Source organism: Cytobacillus sp. FSL R5-0569, assembly GCF_038007265.1.
Taxonomy (GTDB): Bacteria; Bacillota; Bacilli; order Bacillales; family Cytobacillaceae; genus Cytobacillus; species Cytobacillus kochii.
In genome coordinates, this window is sequence record NZ_JBBOWW010000001.1 from 1,862,189 (window position 1) to 1,881,387 (window position 19,199).

Genomic DNA, 19,199 nt, shown 5'->3' on the forward strand with positions numbered 1-19,199 from the left:
TGTTTTTTAATAGCAAAGCAAAGAAGTCAAGGTTGATCAAGCTTTACGTTTCAATAAAAAAAGGAGGCTGTCTTTTATGGAACATTGTCTCACTACAACTGATCTAACAATAGACGAAATTCAAGGGATTTTAGCCGATGCAGAGCATTTTATTAACGGTAAAATGTGGAAACCTAAAAACAAAGTTTTTATCGCTAATCTCTTTTTTGAAAACAGTACAAGAACAAAGTGTAGCTTTGAAGTAGCTGAAAGAAGATTGGGCTTAGATATTATTCCATTTGAAGTGAGTACTTCTAGTGTGTCAAAGGGTGAAACGCTCTATGACACAGTAAAGACGCTTGAAGCAATTGGTGTTCAACTAGCTGTCATCAGGCATAATGAGAATTGTTATTTTGATCAACTGATTGGGAAAACCAATAGTGCGATTATTAATGCAGGCGATGGATGTGGCCATCATCCAACACAGTCTTTGCTTGACTTACTAACGATCAAACAAGAATTCGCTAGCTTTAAAGGGTTAAAGGTAGCCATCGTTGGTGACTTACGTCATAGCCGTGTTGCCAGGTCAAATGCAGAGAGCTTAAATCGGTTAGGTGCGAACGTAATTTTCTCAGGACCAGAAATATGGTTCGATCAAGACATGGCACAACATGGACAATATGTGTCTATCGATAAAGCGGTCAAAGAAGCTGATGTTATCATGCTGCTTAGGGTACAGCATGAACGTCATGAAGGTGGTAGATGGGACGCTGAAAAATACCATAAAGCATTTGGGTTAACACTTGAACGGGAGAAAATGATGAAAAAGGGCAGCATTATTATGCACCCTGCACCAGTTAACCGCGGCGTAGAGATTGCAGACAGTCTAGTTGAGTGTGGACGGTCAAGAATTTTTAAACAAATGCAAAATGGTGTATTTATTAGAATGGCGGTATTAAAAAGAATAATTGAACAATTTGAAAGGGGAGAGCGTAATGGGAATCATCATCAAAAATGGTCAATTGCTTACTAATGAAGGGGACTTACTTCAACAGGATGTGTTAATTAATGATGGGAAGATTGAAGAAATCGGTGAATCCATCGTAGTAAATGATCATGAGGTCATTGATGCAACAGGTCAACTTGTAACAGCAGGATTTGTCGACCTTCATGTCCATTTGCGCGAACCGGGTGGTGAACATAAAGAAACAATTGCAACTGGTACACAGGCAGCGGCACGAGGCGGATTTACTACAATTGCTGCAATGCCTAATACAAGACCTGTACCAGATAGTAAGGAACAAATGGAGACACTACATAAAAGAATCACTGAAACAGGCGTAGTAGAAGTATTACCATATGCATCTATCACTATAAGAGAAGCTGGATTCGAACTAACAGATTTTGCAGCACTTAAAGAAGCAGGGGCCTTCGCTTTTACTGATGACGGGGTTGGCGTACAGTCAGCTGATATGATGTATTCAGCCATGAAGAAAGCAGCTGAAGTAGATATGGCAATTGTCGCTCATTGCGAGGAAAATACACTAATTCATAAAGGAGCTGTTCATGAAGGGAAGTTTTCAAAAGCACAAGGTATAAATGGTATCCCTTCAGTATGTGAATCTGTGCATATTGCAAGAGACGTGCTATTAGCAGAGGCAGCAAATTGCCATTATCATGTTTGTCATATTAGCACAAAAGAATCGGTTAGGGTGGTAAGAGATGCCAAAAGGGCAGGAATTAAAGTAACGGCAGAAGTGACACCACACCACTTATTATTATCAGAAGAAGATATCCCTGGTCTTGATACAAACTATAAGATGAATCCTCCACTTAGAGGCAAAGACGATCAAGAAGCGCTGTTAGAGGGTCTACTAGATGGTACAATCGATTTTATCGCAACTGACCATGCCCCGCATGCAGCAGAAGAGAAGGCTGAAGGGATGACATTATCACCATTCGGTATTGTAGGATTGGAGACAGCTTTTCCACTTCTTTATACGAACTTTGTTAAGAAAGGTATTTTCACACTAAAGCAACTCATCGATTTCTTAACAAGAAAACCAGCTGAATCTTTCTCTTTAAATAGAGGACTATTACAAAAAGGAAGCAGGGCGGATATTGTATTGCTTGATTTAGAAAAGGAAGAAGCAATTGATCCTGATACCTTCTTATCAAAAGGTAAAAATACACCATTTGCTGGTTGGAAGTGTAAAGGTTGGCCAACAACGACAATTGTTGCTGGAAAGGTAGTCTTTAAAAAGGGGAGTGTAACAGCGTGAAAAGACAATTAATTTTAGAAGATGGCACAGTATTTATTGGTGAAGGCTTTGGTAGTGGTAAACAAACGATGGGTGAAGTCGTGTTTAATACAGGCATGACAGGATACCAAGAAGTGTTATCTGACCCTTCATATTGTGGCCAAATCGTTACTTTAACTTACCCGTTAATAGGTAATTATGGTATTAACCGTGATGACTTTGAATCCATTCATCCAGCTATCAGTGGCTTCATTGTGAAAGAAGCAGCGGAATATCCTTCAAATTTTCGTCATCAACAATCGCTTGCTGAGTACTTTTCTATGAAAGACATTCCAGGCATCGCTGGGATTGATACGAGAAAATTAACAAGAATCATCCGTAAAGCAGGAACTTTAAAAGGGACGATTTGTAGCATGGAAGAAAATGTTGCCGAGATATTAGAAAAAATGAAAGCAACCAAACTGCGAGTCGATCAAGTAAAACAAGTATCAACAAAAACGCCTTACCCATCACCAGGGCGTGGCAGAAGAGTAGTATTAGTTGATTTTGGTATGAAACACGGGATTTTAAGAGAATTGAATAAAAGAGATTGTGACGTCATTGTTGTTCCATACAACACGACTGCACAAGAAATCTTAAATTTAAGTCCTGATGGCATCATGTTATCAAATGGCCCTGGGGATCCAAAAGATGTGCCACAAGCAATTGAGATGGTTAGAGAGATTCTTGGGAAAGTTCCACTGTTCGGCATTTGTCTTGGACATCAAATCTTTGCGCTCGCTTGCGGGGCCAATACGGAAAAGATGAAATTTGGTCATCGTGGATCGAACCATCCTGTAAAGGAATTGGCTACAGGTAAGATTGCGATCACTTCACAAAACCACGGCTACTCTGTAGATGAAGCATCGATTACACAGACAGACCTTGAAATAACACATATTGCTTTAAATGATGGCACGGTTGAAGGGTTAAAGCATAAAGTGCACCCTGCTTTCACTGTACAGTATCATCCAGAAGCTTCACCCGGACCTGAAGATGCCAACGGACTTTTTGAACAGTTTTTAACACTAATTGAAATGAACAGACAGGAAGGTGTTTATCAATGACAAAGCGTACAGACATAAAAAGCATACTTGTAATTGGATCAGGACCGATTGTCATTGGGCAAGCAGCAGAATTTGACTACGCGGGTACACAAGCTTGTACCGCTCTAAAAGAAGAAGGATATCGAGTCATTCTCGTTAATTCGAATCCAGCAACGATCATGACAGATACAGAGATTGCTGATGCAGTCTATATCGAACCTTTAACACTTGAGTTTGTGAGTAAAATTATTAGGAAAGAACGTCCAGATGCGCTCGTGCCAACATTAGGTGGTCAGACTGGTTTAAACTTGGCGGTTGAATTGGCCAAATCAGGCGTATTAGAAGAATGTAATGTCGAGATATTAGGTACGAAACTTTCGGCTATTGAACAAGCAGAAGATCGCGACTTATTCCGTACATTAATGAATGAGCTCGGTGAACCAGTACCAGATAGTGAAATTATTCACACGCTAGAAGAGGCCAAACAATTTGTTGAAATTGTTGGTTACCCAGTCATCGTCAGACCTGCTTTCACACTAGGTGGAACAGGTGGAGGTATTTGCCACGACGAAGAAGAACTAAATGAAATTGTTATAAGCGGTTTGAAAAACAGCCCGGTGACGCAATGTTTGTTAGAGAAAAGTATTGCTGGTTTTAAAGAAATAGAATACGAGGTTATGAGAGATTCAAATGATAATGCCATCGTTGTTTGTAACATGGAGAACATTGATCCTGTAGGCGTCCATACTGGTGACAGCATTGTCGTCGCGCCGAGCCAAACGTTAAGTGATCGTGAATATCAAATGTTAAGAAACGCTTCGCTCAAAATTATTAGAGCACTCGGCATTGAAGGGGGCTGTAACGTACAATTAGCCCTTGACCCTTACAGTTTCCATTACTACATTATTGAAGTAAACCCGAGGGTTAGCCGTTCTTCTGCCTTAGCCTCTAAAGCAACTGGCTACCCGATCGCGAAGTTGGCAGCGAAAATCGCTGTCGGATTAACTTTGGATGAAATGATGAACCCGGTAACAGGGAAAACTTATGCCAGCTTTGAACCAGCATTGGACTATGTCGTTACCAAAATTCCTCGCTGGCCCTTTGATAAATTTGAATCGGCTAACCGTTCATTAGGGACACAAATGAAAGCAACTGGGGAAGTCATGGCGATTGGTCGAAACTTTGAAGAATCGATTTTAAAAGCTGTCCGATCACTAGAAGCAAATGTTCATCATCTCGCATTACAAAATGGAGACGAAATAGATGATGCCCTTTTACAAAAGCGGATTCGTAAAGCAGGCGACGAACGATTATTCTATATCGGAGAAGCATTAAGGCGCGGTGTCACCATTGAAACCATTCATGAATGGAGCCAAATTGATTTGTTTTTCTTATACAAATTCAATAAAATTGTTAAGCTGGAAGATCAATTAGCGGCGAATATTGGTGATCTAGAAATCTTGCAGGCAGCAAAAAAACTAGGGTTTGCTGATACAACAATTGCACAAATATGGTCAATGGAAGAAAGAGAAGTCTATGAAAAGAGAAAAAATGCGGGCATTACACCAGTTTATAAAATGGTCGATACTTGTGCAGCTGAATTTGAGTCGGAAACACCTTATTATTACGGAGCATATGAAGATGAGAACGAATCTGTTGTAACAGATAGAAAAAGCGTGCTCGTATTAGGGTCTGGTCCGATTAGAATTGGTCAAGGGGTAGAATTCGATTATTCCACTGTCCACGCCGTTTGGGCAATTAAAGAGGCAGGATATGAAGCGATCATCATTAACAACAATCCAGAAACCGTGTCAACTGACTTCAGTATTTCGGATAAGCTCTACTTCGAACCTTTAACAATAGAAGACGTCATGCATATCATCGACCTTGAACGTCCTGAAGGGGTTGTCGTTCAGTTCGGTGGCCAAACGGCGATCAATTTAGCGGCAGGACTTGTTGAACGAGGAGTGAAAATCTTAGGAACCTCACTTGAAAATCTTGATCGTGCAGAAGACCGCGACAAGTTTGAACATGCATTGCACAAATTAGACATTCCGATGCCAGAAGGAAAAACAGCATTATCGGTTGAAGAAGCAGTGGAGATCGCGACTGATATCGGCTATCCTGTTCTAGTCAGACCATCTTATGTACTAGGTGGTCGCGCGATGGAAATCGTCTACAAAGAAGAAGAACTCCTGCTGTACATGAAGAATGCTGTAAAAGTAAATCCTGAACATCCGGTATTAATCGATCGTTACTTAACTGGTAAAGAAATCGAAGTGGATGCGATTAGTGATGGAGAAACGGTAGTGATTCCTGGGATTATGGAACATATCGAACGAGCTGGCGTACACTCAGGTGATTCAATTGCTGTCTATCCTCCGCAAAATATTAGCCAAAGCATTCAGGCGAAGCTGGTTGATTATACCGAGAGATTGGCAAAAGGGCTTGGCATTATCGGATTGTTAAATATCCAATATGTCATCTCAAAAGGTGAAGTCTATGTGCTAGAAGTGAACCCTCGCTCAAGTAGAACGGTACCTTTTTTAAGTAAAATTACAAATGTACCAATGGCAAAAATTGCAACAAAGGTTATTTTAGGAGAAACATTACAAAGTCAAGGGTATGAAAATGGTTTAGTGCCGGAGAAAGCCGGCGTATACGTTAAAGTACCGGTATTTTCTTTCGCGAAACTGAGGAGAGTTGACATTACGCTTGGACCAGAAATGAAATCAACTGGTGAAGTGATGGGCAAAGATCAAACGCTTGAGAAAGCATTATATAAAGGATTAGTTGCTTCAGGTATGAAAATTTATCCATATGGCACGGTTTTAATGACTGTAGCAGATAAAGATAAGGAAGAAGCTTTGAGTCTAGCAAAACGCTTTGCCTCTATCGGTTATAGATTGATGGCAACCAGTGGAACGGCAGAATATCTTCAAAGTGCGGGTATACCGGTTGATATTACGAATAAAATTGGCACAGATGAACCAAATTTACTTGATGTCATCCGAAACGGTCAAGCGCAAATTGTTATAAACACCTTAACAAAAGGGAAGCAGCCAGCAAGAGATGGTTTTAGAATTCGTAGAGAATCGGTTGAAAATGGGGTCCCATGTTTAACATCCTTAGATACAGCAGATGCCATTCTCCAAGTAATTGAATCGATGACTTTCTCTGCTGATGCAATGAATAATTTAGAAGAAAAAGCAGTACAGGAGGCGGTTTTCTTATGATCAAACAAGAATTATGTCAAGTGATTGATCAAACAGAAATCGCAACAAATATTTATGAGCTCACCGTAAAAGGTGAGCTTGTTCATGAAATGAAAGAGCCAGGACAATTTGTTCATTTGAAAGTGAATAGTGGTCTTTCACCGCTTCTAAGAAGGCCCATCTCGATTGCAAATATCAATCAAGACGAACAGACTTTCACGATGATCTATCGTGCAGAAGGAAAAGGTACACGCTTGTTAGCAACGTTACAACAAGGCGACCTTCTTGATGTATTAGGTCCGCTTGGTCACGGATTTCCTGTAGAGGAGACGGACGCTTCTGATACGGCATTGCTTGTCGGTGGCGGTATTGGAGTCCCCCCGCTATATGAACTTTCGCAAAGACTAACTGCCAATGGTGTAAAAGTTATTCATGTCCTCGGGCATCAAACAAAGAATGCTGTTTTTTATGAAGAAGAGTTTAAACAATTAGGTCCTACTTTTATCGCGACTGCTGATGGTAGTTACGCTTATTCAGGATTTGTCACAGATATTATTAAGAATGAAAATATAACGTTCGATGTTTTGTATACTTGTGGGCCAACGCCCATGCTCCAAGCACTTGAACAAGAATATAGACATAAAAAAGTATTTTTATCATTAGAAGAGAGAATGGGTTGTGGAATCGGTGCTTGCTTTGCCTGTGTATGCCATACAGCAGAAGATCCCACAGGCGTGTCTTATAAAAAGGTTTGTAGCGATGGGCCAGTCTTTAAGGCAGGGGAGGTTGTCATATGAGCGCTTTGAATATTAGTTTACCAGGGCTTGAGTTGAAAAACCCAATAATGCCGGCATCTGGTTGCTTCGGTTTCGGTAGAGAATATAGTGACTTGTTTGATTTAAGTCAGCTCGGTGCGATTATGATTAAGGCCACAACGAAAGATGCAAGATTCGGTAATCCCACACCAAGGGTAGCGGAAACATCTGCCGGAATGCTGAATGCAATCGGCCTGCAAAACCCAGGATTGACGAAAGTCGTAGAGGAAGAATTACCGTGGCTTTCGCAGTTTGATGTACCAATCATAGCTAATGTCGCCGGTTCAATGGAAGAAGATTATATCGAGGTGGCAAAAGAAATTTCGCAAGCGCCGAATGTCCATGCACTTGAATTAAATATTTCATGTCCCAATGTGAAAACAGGTGGTATTGCTTTTGGAACCGTGCCAGAAATTGCGCAATCATTAACGAAGAAGGTAAAGGAAGTATCAGCTGTTCCTGTATACGTGAAACTCTCGCCGAATGTCACAAATATCGTTGAAATGGCAAAGGCTGTTGAACAAGGTGGTGCTGACGGATTAACGATGATCAATACTCTTGTTGGTATGAGAATTGATATAAGGACCGGTAAACCAGTAATCGCCAATAAAACGGGTGGTCTTTCTGGGCCGGCCATTAAACCAGTTGCTATTCGCATGATTCATGAGGTAAGCCAACAAGTAGCGATTCCAATCATCGGCATGGGGGGCGTGGAATCAGCTGAAGATGTGATTGAATATTTTTATGCCGGGGCGAGCGCCGTCGCAGTGGGAACGATGAACTTTGTTGATCCATTTATCTGCCCAAAAATCATAGCAGAGTTGCCAGAACTTATTCATTCTTTAGGATTTGATCATATTTCTGAATGTACCGGAAGGAGCTGGAAAACAGTTGAAAAACTCACTCATCATCGCGCTTGATTTTGCTAACCGTCAACAAGTGGAAGATTTTCTCAAACCTTTCACAAATGAGCAATTATTCTTAAAGGTTGGAATGGAGTTATATTATCAAGAAGGTCCACAAATTGTGGAACGATTAAAAGCTGAAGGCCACCAAGTTTTCCTTGATTTGAAACTGCATGATATTCCGAATACAGTCAAAAGTGCCATGAAAGGACTTGCTCGTCTCGGTTGTGATCTCGTGAATGTCCATGCAGCTGGTGGTATAGAGATGATGCGGGCAGCTGTTGAAGGACTTGAGGAAGGGAAAGTGCAAGGAAAGGAACGGGCAAAGCTTATTGCTGTTACGCAATTAACGAGCACATCTAGGCAGCAAATGAATAGTGAACAGTTAATCCCTGTTTCTTTAAATGAATCTGTGTTGCATTATAGCCAAATAACAAAGCAAGCAGGCTTAGATGGTGTGGTTTGTTCGCCTTTTGAAGCCAAACAAATTGCCAAGAAGGTGGGCGCTGATTTTTTGACCGTGACACCAGGAATAAGAATGGAGACTGACGACAAGCAAGATCAAAAAAGAGTGGCAACACCTGATTTTGCCAGAGCTGAAGGTGTTTCAGCAATCGTCGTAGGGCGATCCATTACTAGAGCATCTAATTCCCTTGCTGCCTATTATCAAATCAAGAATCTTTGGGAGGGTATTTCCGTATGAAAAAACAAATAGCAGAAAGTTTATTAACTATTAAAGCAGTCGCACTAAATCCTAAAGATCCTTTTACGTGGTCATCTGGTCTTAAATCACCAATCTACTGTGATAATCGCTTAACATTAGCTTATCCTAAAGTAAGAAATGAAATTGCGCAAGGGCTACAAGCACTTATTGAGGAACATTATGCAGACGCTGAGGTGATTGCTGGGACAGCGACTGCAGGCATTCCACATGCTGCATGGGTAAGTGATCGGATGAATTTACCGATGTGCTATGTTCGGTCAAAGGCGAAAGCTCACGGTAAAGGCAAACAAATTGAAGGGAAAGCGGAGAAAGGGCAAAAAGTTGTCGTCGTCGAAGATTTAATTTCGACAGGTGGCAGTGTGATCAACGCTGTCGAAGCACTAAGAGAGGCAGGGTGTGAAGTTCTAGGGGTTGTCGCTATTTTTACTTATCAATTAGCAAAAGGCGAAGAGTTACTTCAGGCAGCAAATGTTTCCGTTCACACACTTTCCGATTTTGAATCATTAAAAGAAGTTGCAAAGAATCAAGGGACAATCGAGGCATCCGATTTTGCAGTATTAACTGAATGGAGAAAAGACCCGCAAGCATGGGGGAAAGCATTTGCATAAATAAGTGGCGGCGAAAAGTTAGCAATAGCAAACTTTTCGCTTAGCCTATCTAACAGTATACAGTTTTATCAGTAAAGAGGAATTAATGTAATAATCCCGATTGAAAAGCAATCGCCACAACTTGTGTGCGATTTTTTGCTTTTAGTTTAGTCATTAATTGACTGACATAATCTCTCACCGTATGCTCGCTTAAATAGAGCATGGAGGCTATGGTTTTATTATCATGACCATCAGCTAGTAGGATGAGAATAGAATGCTCCCTTTGGGTAAGATGAATGGAGGATTGGATCCTATCATTTCCACTTTTTCGAGAAAAGAATAAACCCAATAATATACCTACTTCATTGATATAATCTAACTCTTCTTTACTATATTCAAACGCCTCTCCCTTTTGGTCAAAAGTTAACCAGCCATATAATTGTTCTTCACATAAAATGGGAAGAAAGATAATCGAAGATAAGCCGAATAATTCAATATGTTCTTGTCTAATTAATTGCTTAGGGTCTTTTAAGAAAATTGGTTTCTTTGTAGAGAAGACTGAGAAATTCTCTCCTAATTGACCTTTCATACTCTGTACTTTGATAACTTCTGTTCCGACTGCACCATAAAATTCATTGGACCACGGAATATAACCATAAAAAACACAGCGTTTAAACCCAAACCAATCTTCACATTTTTTTAGGATATCGGGGAGTTCCGTCTTCGATGAACGAATTAATAATTGACTTAATTTAGTTAAGGGTGCTCTATGAGGTATTTGCTTCTCTTTTTTTGCTATTTGCTGATATGTTTTCAGTAAATCTGATTGTAAGTTAAATAAAAACATGATAAACCCATCGTTCTTATGAATTTTTTCTTTCTTTAATAAGGTTGTTACCGCTTTTTGTAGAATCAATGAAAACAAATATAATCGTTCAGTGGATAGAATGGATATTTGCGCATAAAGCCAATCTATTAACTGATTATGAATGTCTTCCTCCATTTCTCCCATGTGTATATGGTGAAACCATTCTGTAAAGGAACGGAGTAGCAGTGTAACCGCCTCAAAATGCTCTTCGTCAGAAATCCCCTCGACATTGAGGTAGATCCGGATATTTTCTTCTAAGTTTTGCCTATATGTTTTCATAAAGAATATAAATTCCCGCAATGTAACTTCTTCAAAACGATCATGAGATTGAGCCATGAAATTCCCCCTATATATGACTGTAAAATAGCTACTCATAAACAGTATCTTATAGGATAGCGCTAAAAAGTTAAAGTTTGTATCATTGTAGATGTGGGGTGAACAATGAATGAATTGTTGATAAGTAAGGATATTCATGTAAATATGACAGCAGAGAAGGGATAAGATTATGAGATTAAATGAAAAAGTGGCTGTTATTACTGGTGGTGGCACGGGGATTGGGAAAGAAACGGCACTTCTTTTTGCACAAGAAGGAACAAAAGTTATTCTGACAGATATTCATGAAACGTCTGGTCAAGGTACCGTCGAAGAAATCAAGGCAAATGGTGGGGAAGCAATATTTGTTCGCCATGATGTAAGTAATGAAAATGATTGGCGTAAGGTCGCTGATGAGGCGATAAAAGCTTATAACCAGGTAGATATTCTCTTCAATAATGCAGGGATTTATCTTATTAAACCACTAGCTGAAATTGAGCTAGTGGAATGGAATAAATTAATGGCTATTAATGTAGGGGGTGTGTTTTTAGGAATGAAGCATATTATGCCATTAATGGCGGAGCGGCAGAAAGGTTCTGTGATTAACGCTTCTTCTATTGCTGGCTTAGTTGGCTCTCCAGGCCATGTTTTATATGGTGCAAGTAAAGGTGCTGTACGTGTCATGACTAAGGACGCTGCCATTGAATATGCTCCAATGGGTGTTAGAGTAAATTCTATCCATCCAGGGTATATTGATACTGGCATGGCTGATTATGCTTCAGAACAGACTGGTCAGTCAAAAGATGCACTAGGAAAGAACCTATTTCCACTCGGTTATTTAGGTAAAGTAAAAGATGTAGCTAATACAGTGCTCTTTTTAGCTTCAGACGATTCAGCATACACTACAGGGGCAGAGTTTGTCATTGATGGTGGAGCGACAGCAAGATAATGAAAAGAAAGAGGAGATTAAAATGAAATTACAAGATAAAGTAGCAATCGTAACAGGTGGAGCAAGTGGTATTGGTGAAGCAGTTGTCAAAGAATATGTAAAAGAAGGTGCAAAGGTTGTCATAGCTGATTTCTCTGACAAGGGACAAGCTCTTTCTGATACTTTGAATAAAGAAGGATATGAGACTTTATTTGTTAAAACAGATGTATCAAAAGAAGAAGATGTGAAAAATGTCGTTGCACAGACAGTTAATCGGTTTGGAAAATTGGATATCATGTATGCCAATGCGGGTATTGCCAGTGATGGGCCAGCAGCTGAATTAGATTATGATAAATGGAAAAAAACGATTGATATTAATCTTTCTGGTGTGTTTCTATCAGATAAATACGCAATCGAACAATTCCAAAAACAAGGAAGCGGCGGTGTAATAGTGAATGCAGGATCTATTCATAGCTTTGTCTCACTCCCTAATATACCAGCATACTCATCTGCAAAAGGTGGCGTGAAACTGTTAACACAAAACTTATGTACGGCATATGCGAAAGAAAATATCCGTGTAAATGCGGTTTGTCCGGGATACATTGATACGCCTTTATTATCGGAATTAGAATCAGATGTGAAGAATCACCTGGCCTCCCTTCACCCACAAGGTAGACTTGGAAAACCAGAAGAAATTGCTAAAGCTGTTTTATTCTTATCAAGTGATGATGCGAGCTTTGTAAATGGTACAACCTTATTAGTAGATGGTGGTTATACAGCACAGTAACTTTTAACTAATAAAAAACCCAATTGGATGGAGCGCCTGGTAGAGTAAGGCGTTCATCTCAATTGGGTTTTGTTATTTCTTTTTACTAAGTGAAATGACTTTTTCTTCATCAGGGGTGACAAAGATTGTTTGTTGTTGATCATAAATGACAAACCCGGGCTTAGCACCACTCGGCTTTTTTACATTACGTACCTTTGTGTAATCGACGGGTACACTACTTGAGTTACGCGCTTTACTAAAATAAGCAGCTAAACAAGCAGCTTCTTGTATAACTTCATTACTTGGCGCTTTATCTCTAATGACCACATGTGACCCAGGGATATCTTTTGTATGGAGCCAGATGTCGTCTTTTGCAGCTAACTTATTCGTTAAGTAATCATTTTGTTTATTGTTCTTACCAACAATGATTTCTGTCCCATCGCTAGCGACAAAATAATCCAGGATAGGTTTGGCATTGACCGGCTTTTTCTGTTTTTTTTGTCTTTCACGTAAGTAACCGCCTTCAATAAGTTCCTCCCGTATCTCTTCAATATCTTTCGGTGAAGCGGCTTGTATTTGTTGTAAAAGATGATCGAAGTAGTTAACTTCTTCATAGGCTTGATCTATTTGTTCTTGTACAACTTGTTTAGCGTGTTTAGCTTTTTGATATTTCTTAAAGTATATCTGTGCATTTTGCGAAGGTGTTTTTTGTGTATCTAGAGGGATAAGCACATTGCTGTTATTTTCATCATAATAATTGTTCACTTCAATCTCATCCATCCCTCTTTGAATGGCGTACATATGAGCTGTAATTAATTCACCGTACAATTGAAATTGCTCGGCGTTTTTTGCTTCTTGCATGGTTAGTTTTAATTTCTCTATCTTTTTTGTGTTTTTTTCTTTTTCATTGCTAACAAATTTTTCCAAGTCATTGCCTTGTTGTTTGACACGATCTCTTTCTGCTTTGCCGAAATAATAGCGGTCAAGCATTAGACTTAAGCTCTCAAAATGACGCTGCTCTCCCTGAATATGATCTAACTGGAGGAAATAAAAAGTCTCTTTATGTTCATTTATTGTAATGGTCGGTTGAACTTCTTTGTTTTTTATTTTATCCATTGTCTTAATAAAGGCAGCAGGTATTGTTGTACGGTTGGCTAATCCAGATTGGAATACAACTTCTTTTGCAAGTAGGGGAGAAAACCCGCTGTAATGTTGGACAAGTTGTTTATCTAACTTCCCACTATTAAAGTCCATTCTTCGTAATACATCCGTCTCATCAGCTTCTAATGGGTTGGCTTTATTTTGAGCCGGAGGAGCCACATAAAGTTGACCCGGAAGCAGGGCACGATGACTATTTACCGCATAAGATACATGCTTGATACAATCTAAGATCATGTTTCGTTCTTGATCGACCAATGTAATATTACTGTGACGTCCCATGATTTCGACGATGAGCCTCTTATATGAGATATCGCCAATTTCATTACGACCTTTAACGTTAAATACTATGATACGATCTAGGTCCATTTGTTGAATATCTTCTAATATATATCCCTCTAAATGTTTTCTTAAAAGCATGCAGAACATCGGTGGAATACTGGGGTTATCATATGCTTCATTTGTTAATTGTACGCGTGCATAGCTTGGATGCGCAGACAATAGTAATTTATGATTTTTTCCGTTAGCTCTAATTACTAAGATGATTTCATTTTTATATGGTTGGTGAACTTTATTAATTCGACCACCTTTAAGAGTAGCTTGTAGCTCCTCTACCATCGCTTTTGTAAATAATCCATCAAATGACATCTCTAACATCCTTTTCTACGCTCTTAGTTATCCGAAAGGCGTCTCTTTACTTTATGGAAGCTATTTTCCCATAAACAAATGGTTTTTAAAAGCTTTCTGTTTATGTAAAATACATTCTTTCTCATAATAGCATAGCATTTTTTAGGACGAGACTGAATAAGCTTTCATGAGAGCCTTAAAAATAGGACAGCTCTCCATCGAGATAGTAGGGGAAGCAGGACGGTTCGCATGTAGTAGATGCGAATTCTCTTAAAATGAAAAGGAGGAAGTGTGATGTCCGAATGAAATACCATGAGATGGAAGCGAGAGAGGTTGAAGACACGTTAAACACAAATAGGCATGAAGGCATGTCTGAAGAAGATGCGCAAAAAAGATTGGAGCAATTTGGATATAACGAATTAGCAGAAGGAGAAAAGCAATCCGCTTTACTCTTATTTTTTAGTCAATTCAAAGACTTTATGACTTTAATTCTATTAGTAGCCACATTGATATCTGGGCTACTGGGTGAATATATTGATGCAATCGCCATTATTGCGATTGTGCTTATCAACGGAGTATTAGGTTTTTTTCAGGAACGAAAAGCAGAGAAGTCATTAAGTGCGCTAAAAGAATTATCCACACCTCATGCAACAGTATTACGTGATGGAGAATGGAAGAAAATCCCCTCAAAAGAAGTCGTTGTTGGTGACTTATTGAAGTTCTCCTCCGGTGATAGAATTGGGGCGGATATCCGCTTAATCGAGTGCAATAACTTAGAAATAGAAGAATCGGCCTTAACAGGTGAATCATTACCGGTGCAAAAAACAGTCGCAGCAATTAAGCAAGATAACCCCGGAATCGGCGATATGGAAAATATGGGATTTATGGGTACGATCGTAACGAAGGGTAGCGGAGTGGGGGTTGTCATTGGCACAGGAATGAAAACAGCGATGGGACAAATCGCTGATATGATTCAAAGTGCGGAAACGATGACAACACCGCTGCAAAGAAGGTTGGAACAATTAGGGAAAATTCTCATTGTTGTCGCACTATTCTTAACGGTTCTTGTCGTAGGTATCGGTGTGCTACAAGGACAAGAATTATATACGATGTTCTTAACAGGGGTATCGTTAGCTGTAGCAGCTATACCAGAGGGATTACCGGCGATAGTCACCGTGGCCTTATCGCTAGGAGTCCAACGCATGATTAAACAAAAGGCGATTGTCAGAAAGCTCCCAGCAGTAGAAACATTAGGCTGTGCTTCTGTCATATGCTCCGATAAAACGGGAACCTTGACTCAGAACAAAATGACTGTCACCCATTTATGGAGTGGTGGGAACACATGGCAAGTAGATGGCATTGGCTATACACCAAAAGGAGATTTTTATCGCAGTGAAAAACGTATAGATCCGAAAAATGAAAAAACATTACAACAATTATTGATGTTTGGTATGCTTTGTAATCATGCTGAAATTCATAAGAAAAATAAAGAATTTGTCATTGACGGTGATCCAACAGAAGGTGCATTGTTAGTCGCTGGGATGAAAGCAGGATATAGTCGCCCCTCTTTATTAAATCAATATGAAATTCTCGAGGAATTTCCTTTTGATTCAACTAGAAAAATGATGAGTATCGTGTTAAGGGATGCCAGTGGCAGAAGATTTGTTGTCTGTAAAGGAGCACCGGATGTGTTGGCGCAGAACTGTGAGAGTATCCTGTGGGAAAATCGTAAGCAAGCAATGACCCAAGAGATGCATAGATCAGTTAATGAGGCAATTCACGGTTTAGCCTCCCAAGCACTAAGAACAATTGCAATAGGATATAAGGAATTGACTAATGAGGGCAGAATAACATCAGAAAAAGATGCAGAAAATCGATTGACGTTTATAGGTTTACAAGGAATGATTGATCCACCAAGGACAGAGGTACGAGCTGCGGTTAAAGAATGTAAAGAAGCAGGAATTAAGACAGTGATGATTACAGGCGACCATATTACAACTGCTCAAGCAATTGCTAAACAATTAGGTATTCTTAATAAGTCAACAAAAGTAATGGAAGGAAAAACATTAGCTACATTGAGTACAGAAGAGTTAGAAGATGTAGTGGATGATGTATCTGTGTTTGCGCGCGTATCACCGGAACATAAACTAAAGATTGTTAAAGCTCTGCAAAATCGCGGTCATATTGTAGCTATGACAGGGGACGGAATCAATGATGCGCCAGCTATCAAAGCTGCCGATATTGGCATTGCGATGGGCATTACTGGTACGGATGTAGCAAAAGAAGCATCTTCTCTTATTTTACTTGATGACAACTTTGCAACCATTAAATCAGCAATAAAAGAAGGGCGAAATATTTACGATAATATTAGAAAGTTTGTAAGGTATTTACTTGCATCTAATGTTGGCGAAATACTGGTTATGCTATTTGCAATGATTTTAGCGCTACCTCTGCCGCTAGTACCTATACAAATACTTTGGGTGAATTTAGTAACAGATGGCCTGCCGGCGATGGCGTTAGGTTTAGATCGACCAGAAGGTAATGTCATGAAGCGAGAGCCGCGAAATCCTAAAGAAGGCATTTTTTCAAGAGGGCTTGGCTGGAAGGTTATTTCAAGAGGTTTTTTAATTGGTGGAGTAACCTTACTTGCGTTTATGCTCACATATAAAGGCGATCCTAGTGAGCTCGCATATGCGCAAACCGTCGCTTTTGCGACATTAGTCCTTGCTCAATTAATTCATGTGTTTGATTGTCGAAGTGAAAAATCAGTTTTTGCTCGAAATCCATTCGGTAATATGTATCTTGTCTGGGCGGTTATTTCTTCGGTTTTACTTATGCTGATTGTTTTATATTGGCCGCCATTGCAACAAATTTTCCACACAGTACCAATCGCTGGTCGTGATTGGTTAATGATTGTTGGCTTATCAGCTGTCCCAACATTTTTGCTTGGCTTCACATATTTGGCAAGAAAATCGAAGTGAAATATGATATAATCCTTTAGGTAGTAGAGTGAAACTCTATTACCTTTTGGTTTTTTAAAGAAAACTACATAATATATGAGTGTAAGAAAAGGTATGGTTAGTGCCAAATTTGTATAAGAAAGTTGTAGGTACTTCCCGCAAACGGCGAAAGGAAGTGTGGTTAAACGATGGTAGCGAGTATGACAGGGTATGGACAGGGTAAAAGGCAAACTGACACCTTCTCTATCACGATTGAAGTAAAAACGGTTAATCATCGTTTTACAGAATATTTCCTGCGCATTCCAAAGCAATTTCTCAAGCTGGAAGATAAAATAAAAAAAACGCTTAATCAATATATTAAGCGTGGTAGAATAGAAGTCTATGCAACCATAGAACAAACGGGATCGAAACAAAAGAAGATACGTGTGGATTGGGATTTGTTAGACGAATTTTATCGTTCAATGACAGAAGTGAAAGAAAAATATAAGTTAAGTAGTGAGCCTGGGCTAAAAGATTTACTTAATGAAGATGTGTTTGCTATTGTGGAAGTGGATGAAGAAGACGAATGGCTAGATGAGCTGATTCTTGAAGCGACAAATGAAGCTGGTAAAGAGCTGCAAATGATGCGGTTAGCTGAAGGTAAGGAGCTAGAGAAGGATCTTTTTAAACAGCTCGGTTTACTAACTGAATGTCTTAACCGCTTATATGACCTAGCCCCTAACGTGGTAAAGCAATACGAAGACCGTTTGCGAAAGCGAATGGAAGAATATGCTGATGGTCATATTGATGAATCAAGAATTATTACAGAGGTGGCAATTTTTGCAGATAAGGCCGATATCAATGAAGAATTGACACGACTCGCATCACATCGTAATCAATTTCAATTGACCCTTTCCTTGGAAGATGCAATTGGCAGGAAGCTTGATTTCATGATTCAAGAGATGAATCGCGAAGTCAATACAATCGGTTCAAAAGCGAATGATTCTACCATTGCTGGAGAAGTAGTTGAGATGAAAGGTCTATTAGAAAAGATGAAAGAACAAGTACAAAATATTGAATAAAGCGGTTTAGAAACGCGTGATAAAGGTCAAAATAGTTAACTGATGACGGGGGGACGCATATGTCAATAAAATTAATTAATATTGGCTTCGGAAACATTGTTTCTGCCAATAGAATCATATCAATAGTGAGTCCGGAATCGGCACCAATTAAGAGAATTATTCAGGATGCAAGAGACCGTGGTGTACTGATAGATGCAACATATGGCCGTAGAACGAGAGCAGTCATTGTCATGGATAGTGATCATGTCATTTTATCTGCTGTTCAGCCGGAAACAGTAGCTGCACGACTGAATGACCGCGATGATGTTATCGATGAAGGGTAGGATTTTCTAATGAAGGAAAAAGGTTTATTAATAGTACTCTCAGGTCCATCTGGTGTAGGAAAAGGAACAGTGAGAAAAGAGATTTTCTCGCAGCCTGATACGGCATTTGAATACTCTATTTCTATGACAACAAGAAAACCGAGACAAGGTGAAGTTGATGGAGTAGATTATTTCTTTAAATCTCGTGAAGAATTTGAAACATTAATAGAGCAAGATAAATTATTGGAGTATGCTGAGTTTGTTGGCAACTATTATGGAACCCCTGTTGATTATGTGAAACAAACGTTAAACGAGGGCAAGGATGTATTTTTAGAAATAGAAGTACAAGGTGCAAAGCAAGTGCGTGAGAAGTTTCCTGATGGCTTGTTTATCTTCCTAGTTCCACCTAGTTTATCTGAATTGAAAAATCGTATTGTTACACGAGGCACAGAAACAGAAGATATAATTAATAATCGTTTAAGTGCAGCTAAAGAAGAAATTGAAATGATGAAATTATATGATTATGTTGTAGAAAATGATCAAGTGGAAAACGCTTGTGACAGAATTAATGCGATTGTAGTGGCAGAACATTGCCGTCGCACTCGCGTTGAACCTAGATATTTGAAAATGTTGGAGGCTGAATAAT

The 19,199-nt window shown here is 39.4% G+C and carries 16 protein-coding genes; 14 read left to right on the plus strand and 2 right to left on the minus strand.

Annotated elements, in window-relative coordinates; all coding sequences use genetic code 11:
- Positions 1-76: 76 nt before the first annotated feature.
- The 8 genes from MKX78_RS09760 to pyrE are packed head-to-tail and all read left to right on the plus strand — an operon-like array spanning position 77 to position 9,592.
- The gene (locus tag MKX78_RS09760) at positions 77-1,012 is read left to right on the plus strand and encodes an aspartate carbamoyltransferase catalytic subunit (RefSeq protein ID WP_341050699.1); all 936 of its coding nucleotides are present in this window, start codon (positions 77-79) and stop codon (positions 1,010-1,012) included.
- Positions 975-2,261 (plus strand): dihydroorotase, encoded by a 1,287-nt coding sequence (locus MKX78_RS09765; protein WP_341050702.1) that lies wholly within the window; start codon positions 975-977, stop codon positions 2,259-2,261. The genes MKX78_RS09760 and MKX78_RS09765 overlap by 38 nt, the downstream gene beginning before the upstream one ends.
- The gene (locus tag MKX78_RS09770) at positions 2,258-3,346 is read left to right on the plus strand and encodes a carbamoyl phosphate synthase small subunit (RefSeq protein ID WP_095369591.1); all 1,089 of its coding nucleotides are present in this window, start codon (positions 2,258-2,260) and stop codon (positions 3,344-3,346) included. The genes MKX78_RS09765 and MKX78_RS09770 overlap by 4 nt, the downstream gene beginning before the upstream one ends.
- Positions 3,343-6,561 (plus strand): carbamoyl-phosphate synthase large subunit, encoded by a 3,219-nt coding sequence (gene carB / locus MKX78_RS09775; protein ID WP_341050705.1) that lies wholly within the window; start codon positions 3,343-3,345, stop codon positions 6,559-6,561. The genes MKX78_RS09770 and carB overlap by 4 nt, the downstream gene beginning before the upstream one ends.
- Complete coding sequence (locus MKX78_RS09780; RefSeq protein ID WP_341050708.1) at positions 6,558-7,337, plus strand: dihydroorotate dehydrogenase electron transfer subunit; 780 nt, start codon at positions 6,558-6,560, stop codon at positions 7,335-7,337. The genes carB and MKX78_RS09780 overlap by 4 nt, the downstream gene beginning before the upstream one ends.
- A complete protein-coding gene (locus MKX78_RS09785) occupies positions 7,334-8,275 on the plus strand; it encodes a dihydroorotate dehydrogenase (RefSeq protein ID WP_095369588.1) in 942 nt (313 codons plus the stop codon). The genes MKX78_RS09780 and MKX78_RS09785 overlap by 4 nt, the downstream gene beginning before the upstream one ends.
- A complete protein-coding gene (pyrF, locus tag MKX78_RS09790; protein WP_095369587.1) occupies positions 8,247-8,963 on the plus strand; it encodes an orotidine-5'-phosphate decarboxylase in 717 nt (238 codons plus the stop codon). The genes MKX78_RS09785 and pyrF overlap by 29 nt, the downstream gene beginning before the upstream one ends.
- Positions 8,960-9,592 carry an orotate phosphoribosyltransferase gene (gene pyrE / locus MKX78_RS09795; RefSeq protein WP_095369586.1) on the plus strand — a complete coding sequence of 211 codons (633 nt, stop codon included), beginning with the start codon at positions 8,960-8,962 and terminating at the stop codon, positions 9,590-9,592. The genes pyrF and pyrE overlap by 4 nt, the downstream gene beginning before the upstream one ends.
- 82 nt (positions 9,593-9,674) lie before the next feature.
- Here the strand turns inward: pyrE and MKX78_RS09800 are convergent, their stop codons facing one another.
- Positions 9,675-10,775, minus strand: coding sequence for a LuxR C-terminal-related transcriptional regulator (locus MKX78_RS09800; RefSeq protein ID WP_095369585.1), 1,101 nt, complete (start codon positions 10,773-10,775; stop codon positions 9,675-9,677).
- 169 nt (positions 10,776-10,944) lie between these two features.
- Between MKX78_RS09800 and MKX78_RS09805 the strand changes: the two genes are divergently transcribed.
- Complete coding sequence (locus MKX78_RS09805) at positions 10,945-11,700, plus strand: SDR family NAD(P)-dependent oxidoreductase (protein ID WP_341050711.1); 756 nt, start codon at positions 10,945-10,947, stop codon at positions 11,698-11,700.
- 22 nt (positions 11,701-11,722) lie between these two features.
- Positions 11,723-12,466, plus strand: coding sequence for an SDR family NAD(P)-dependent oxidoreductase (locus MKX78_RS09810; RefSeq protein ID WP_095373477.1), 744 nt, complete (start codon positions 11,723-11,725; stop codon positions 12,464-12,466).
- A gap of 72 nt (positions 12,467-12,538) precedes the next feature.
- Here MKX78_RS09810 and MKX78_RS09815 read toward each other — a convergent pair whose 3' ends face one another.
- Positions 12,539-14,251 carry an Rqc2 family fibronectin-binding protein gene (locus MKX78_RS09815; RefSeq protein WP_341050716.1) on the minus strand — a complete coding sequence of 571 codons (1,713 nt, stop codon included), beginning with the start codon at positions 14,249-14,251 and terminating at the stop codon, positions 12,539-12,541.
- Positions 14,252-14,532: 281 nt separating this feature from the next.
- Here MKX78_RS09815 and MKX78_RS09820 point away from each other — a divergent pair, with 281 nt between their 5' ends.
- The 4 genes from MKX78_RS09820 (at position 14,533) to gmk (ending at position 19,198) form a co-directional block, all read left to right on the plus strand.
- Positions 14,533-17,211: a cation-translocating P-type ATPase gene (locus MKX78_RS09820; protein ID WP_307314500.1), complete on the plus strand. Its 2,679-nt coding sequence runs from the start codon at positions 14,533-14,535 to the stop codon at positions 17,209-17,211.
- A gap of 167 nt (positions 17,212-17,378) precedes the next feature.
- A complete protein-coding gene (locus MKX78_RS09825) occupies positions 17,379-18,251 on the plus strand; it encodes a YicC/YloC family endoribonuclease (RefSeq protein WP_224938566.1) in 873 nt (290 codons plus the stop codon).
- A gap of 59 nt (positions 18,252-18,310) precedes the next feature.
- Entirely contained in the window at positions 18,311-18,574 is a 264-nt protein-coding gene (gene remA / locus MKX78_RS09830; RefSeq protein ID WP_095369581.1) for an extracellular matrix/biofilm regulator RemA, read from the plus strand.
- Positions 18,575-18,583: 9 nt separating this feature from the next.
- Complete coding sequence (gmk, locus tag MKX78_RS09835) at positions 18,584-19,198, plus strand: guanylate kinase (protein WP_095369580.1); 615 nt, start codon at positions 18,584-18,586, stop codon at positions 19,196-19,198.
- Position 19,199: the final 1 nt, after the last annotated feature.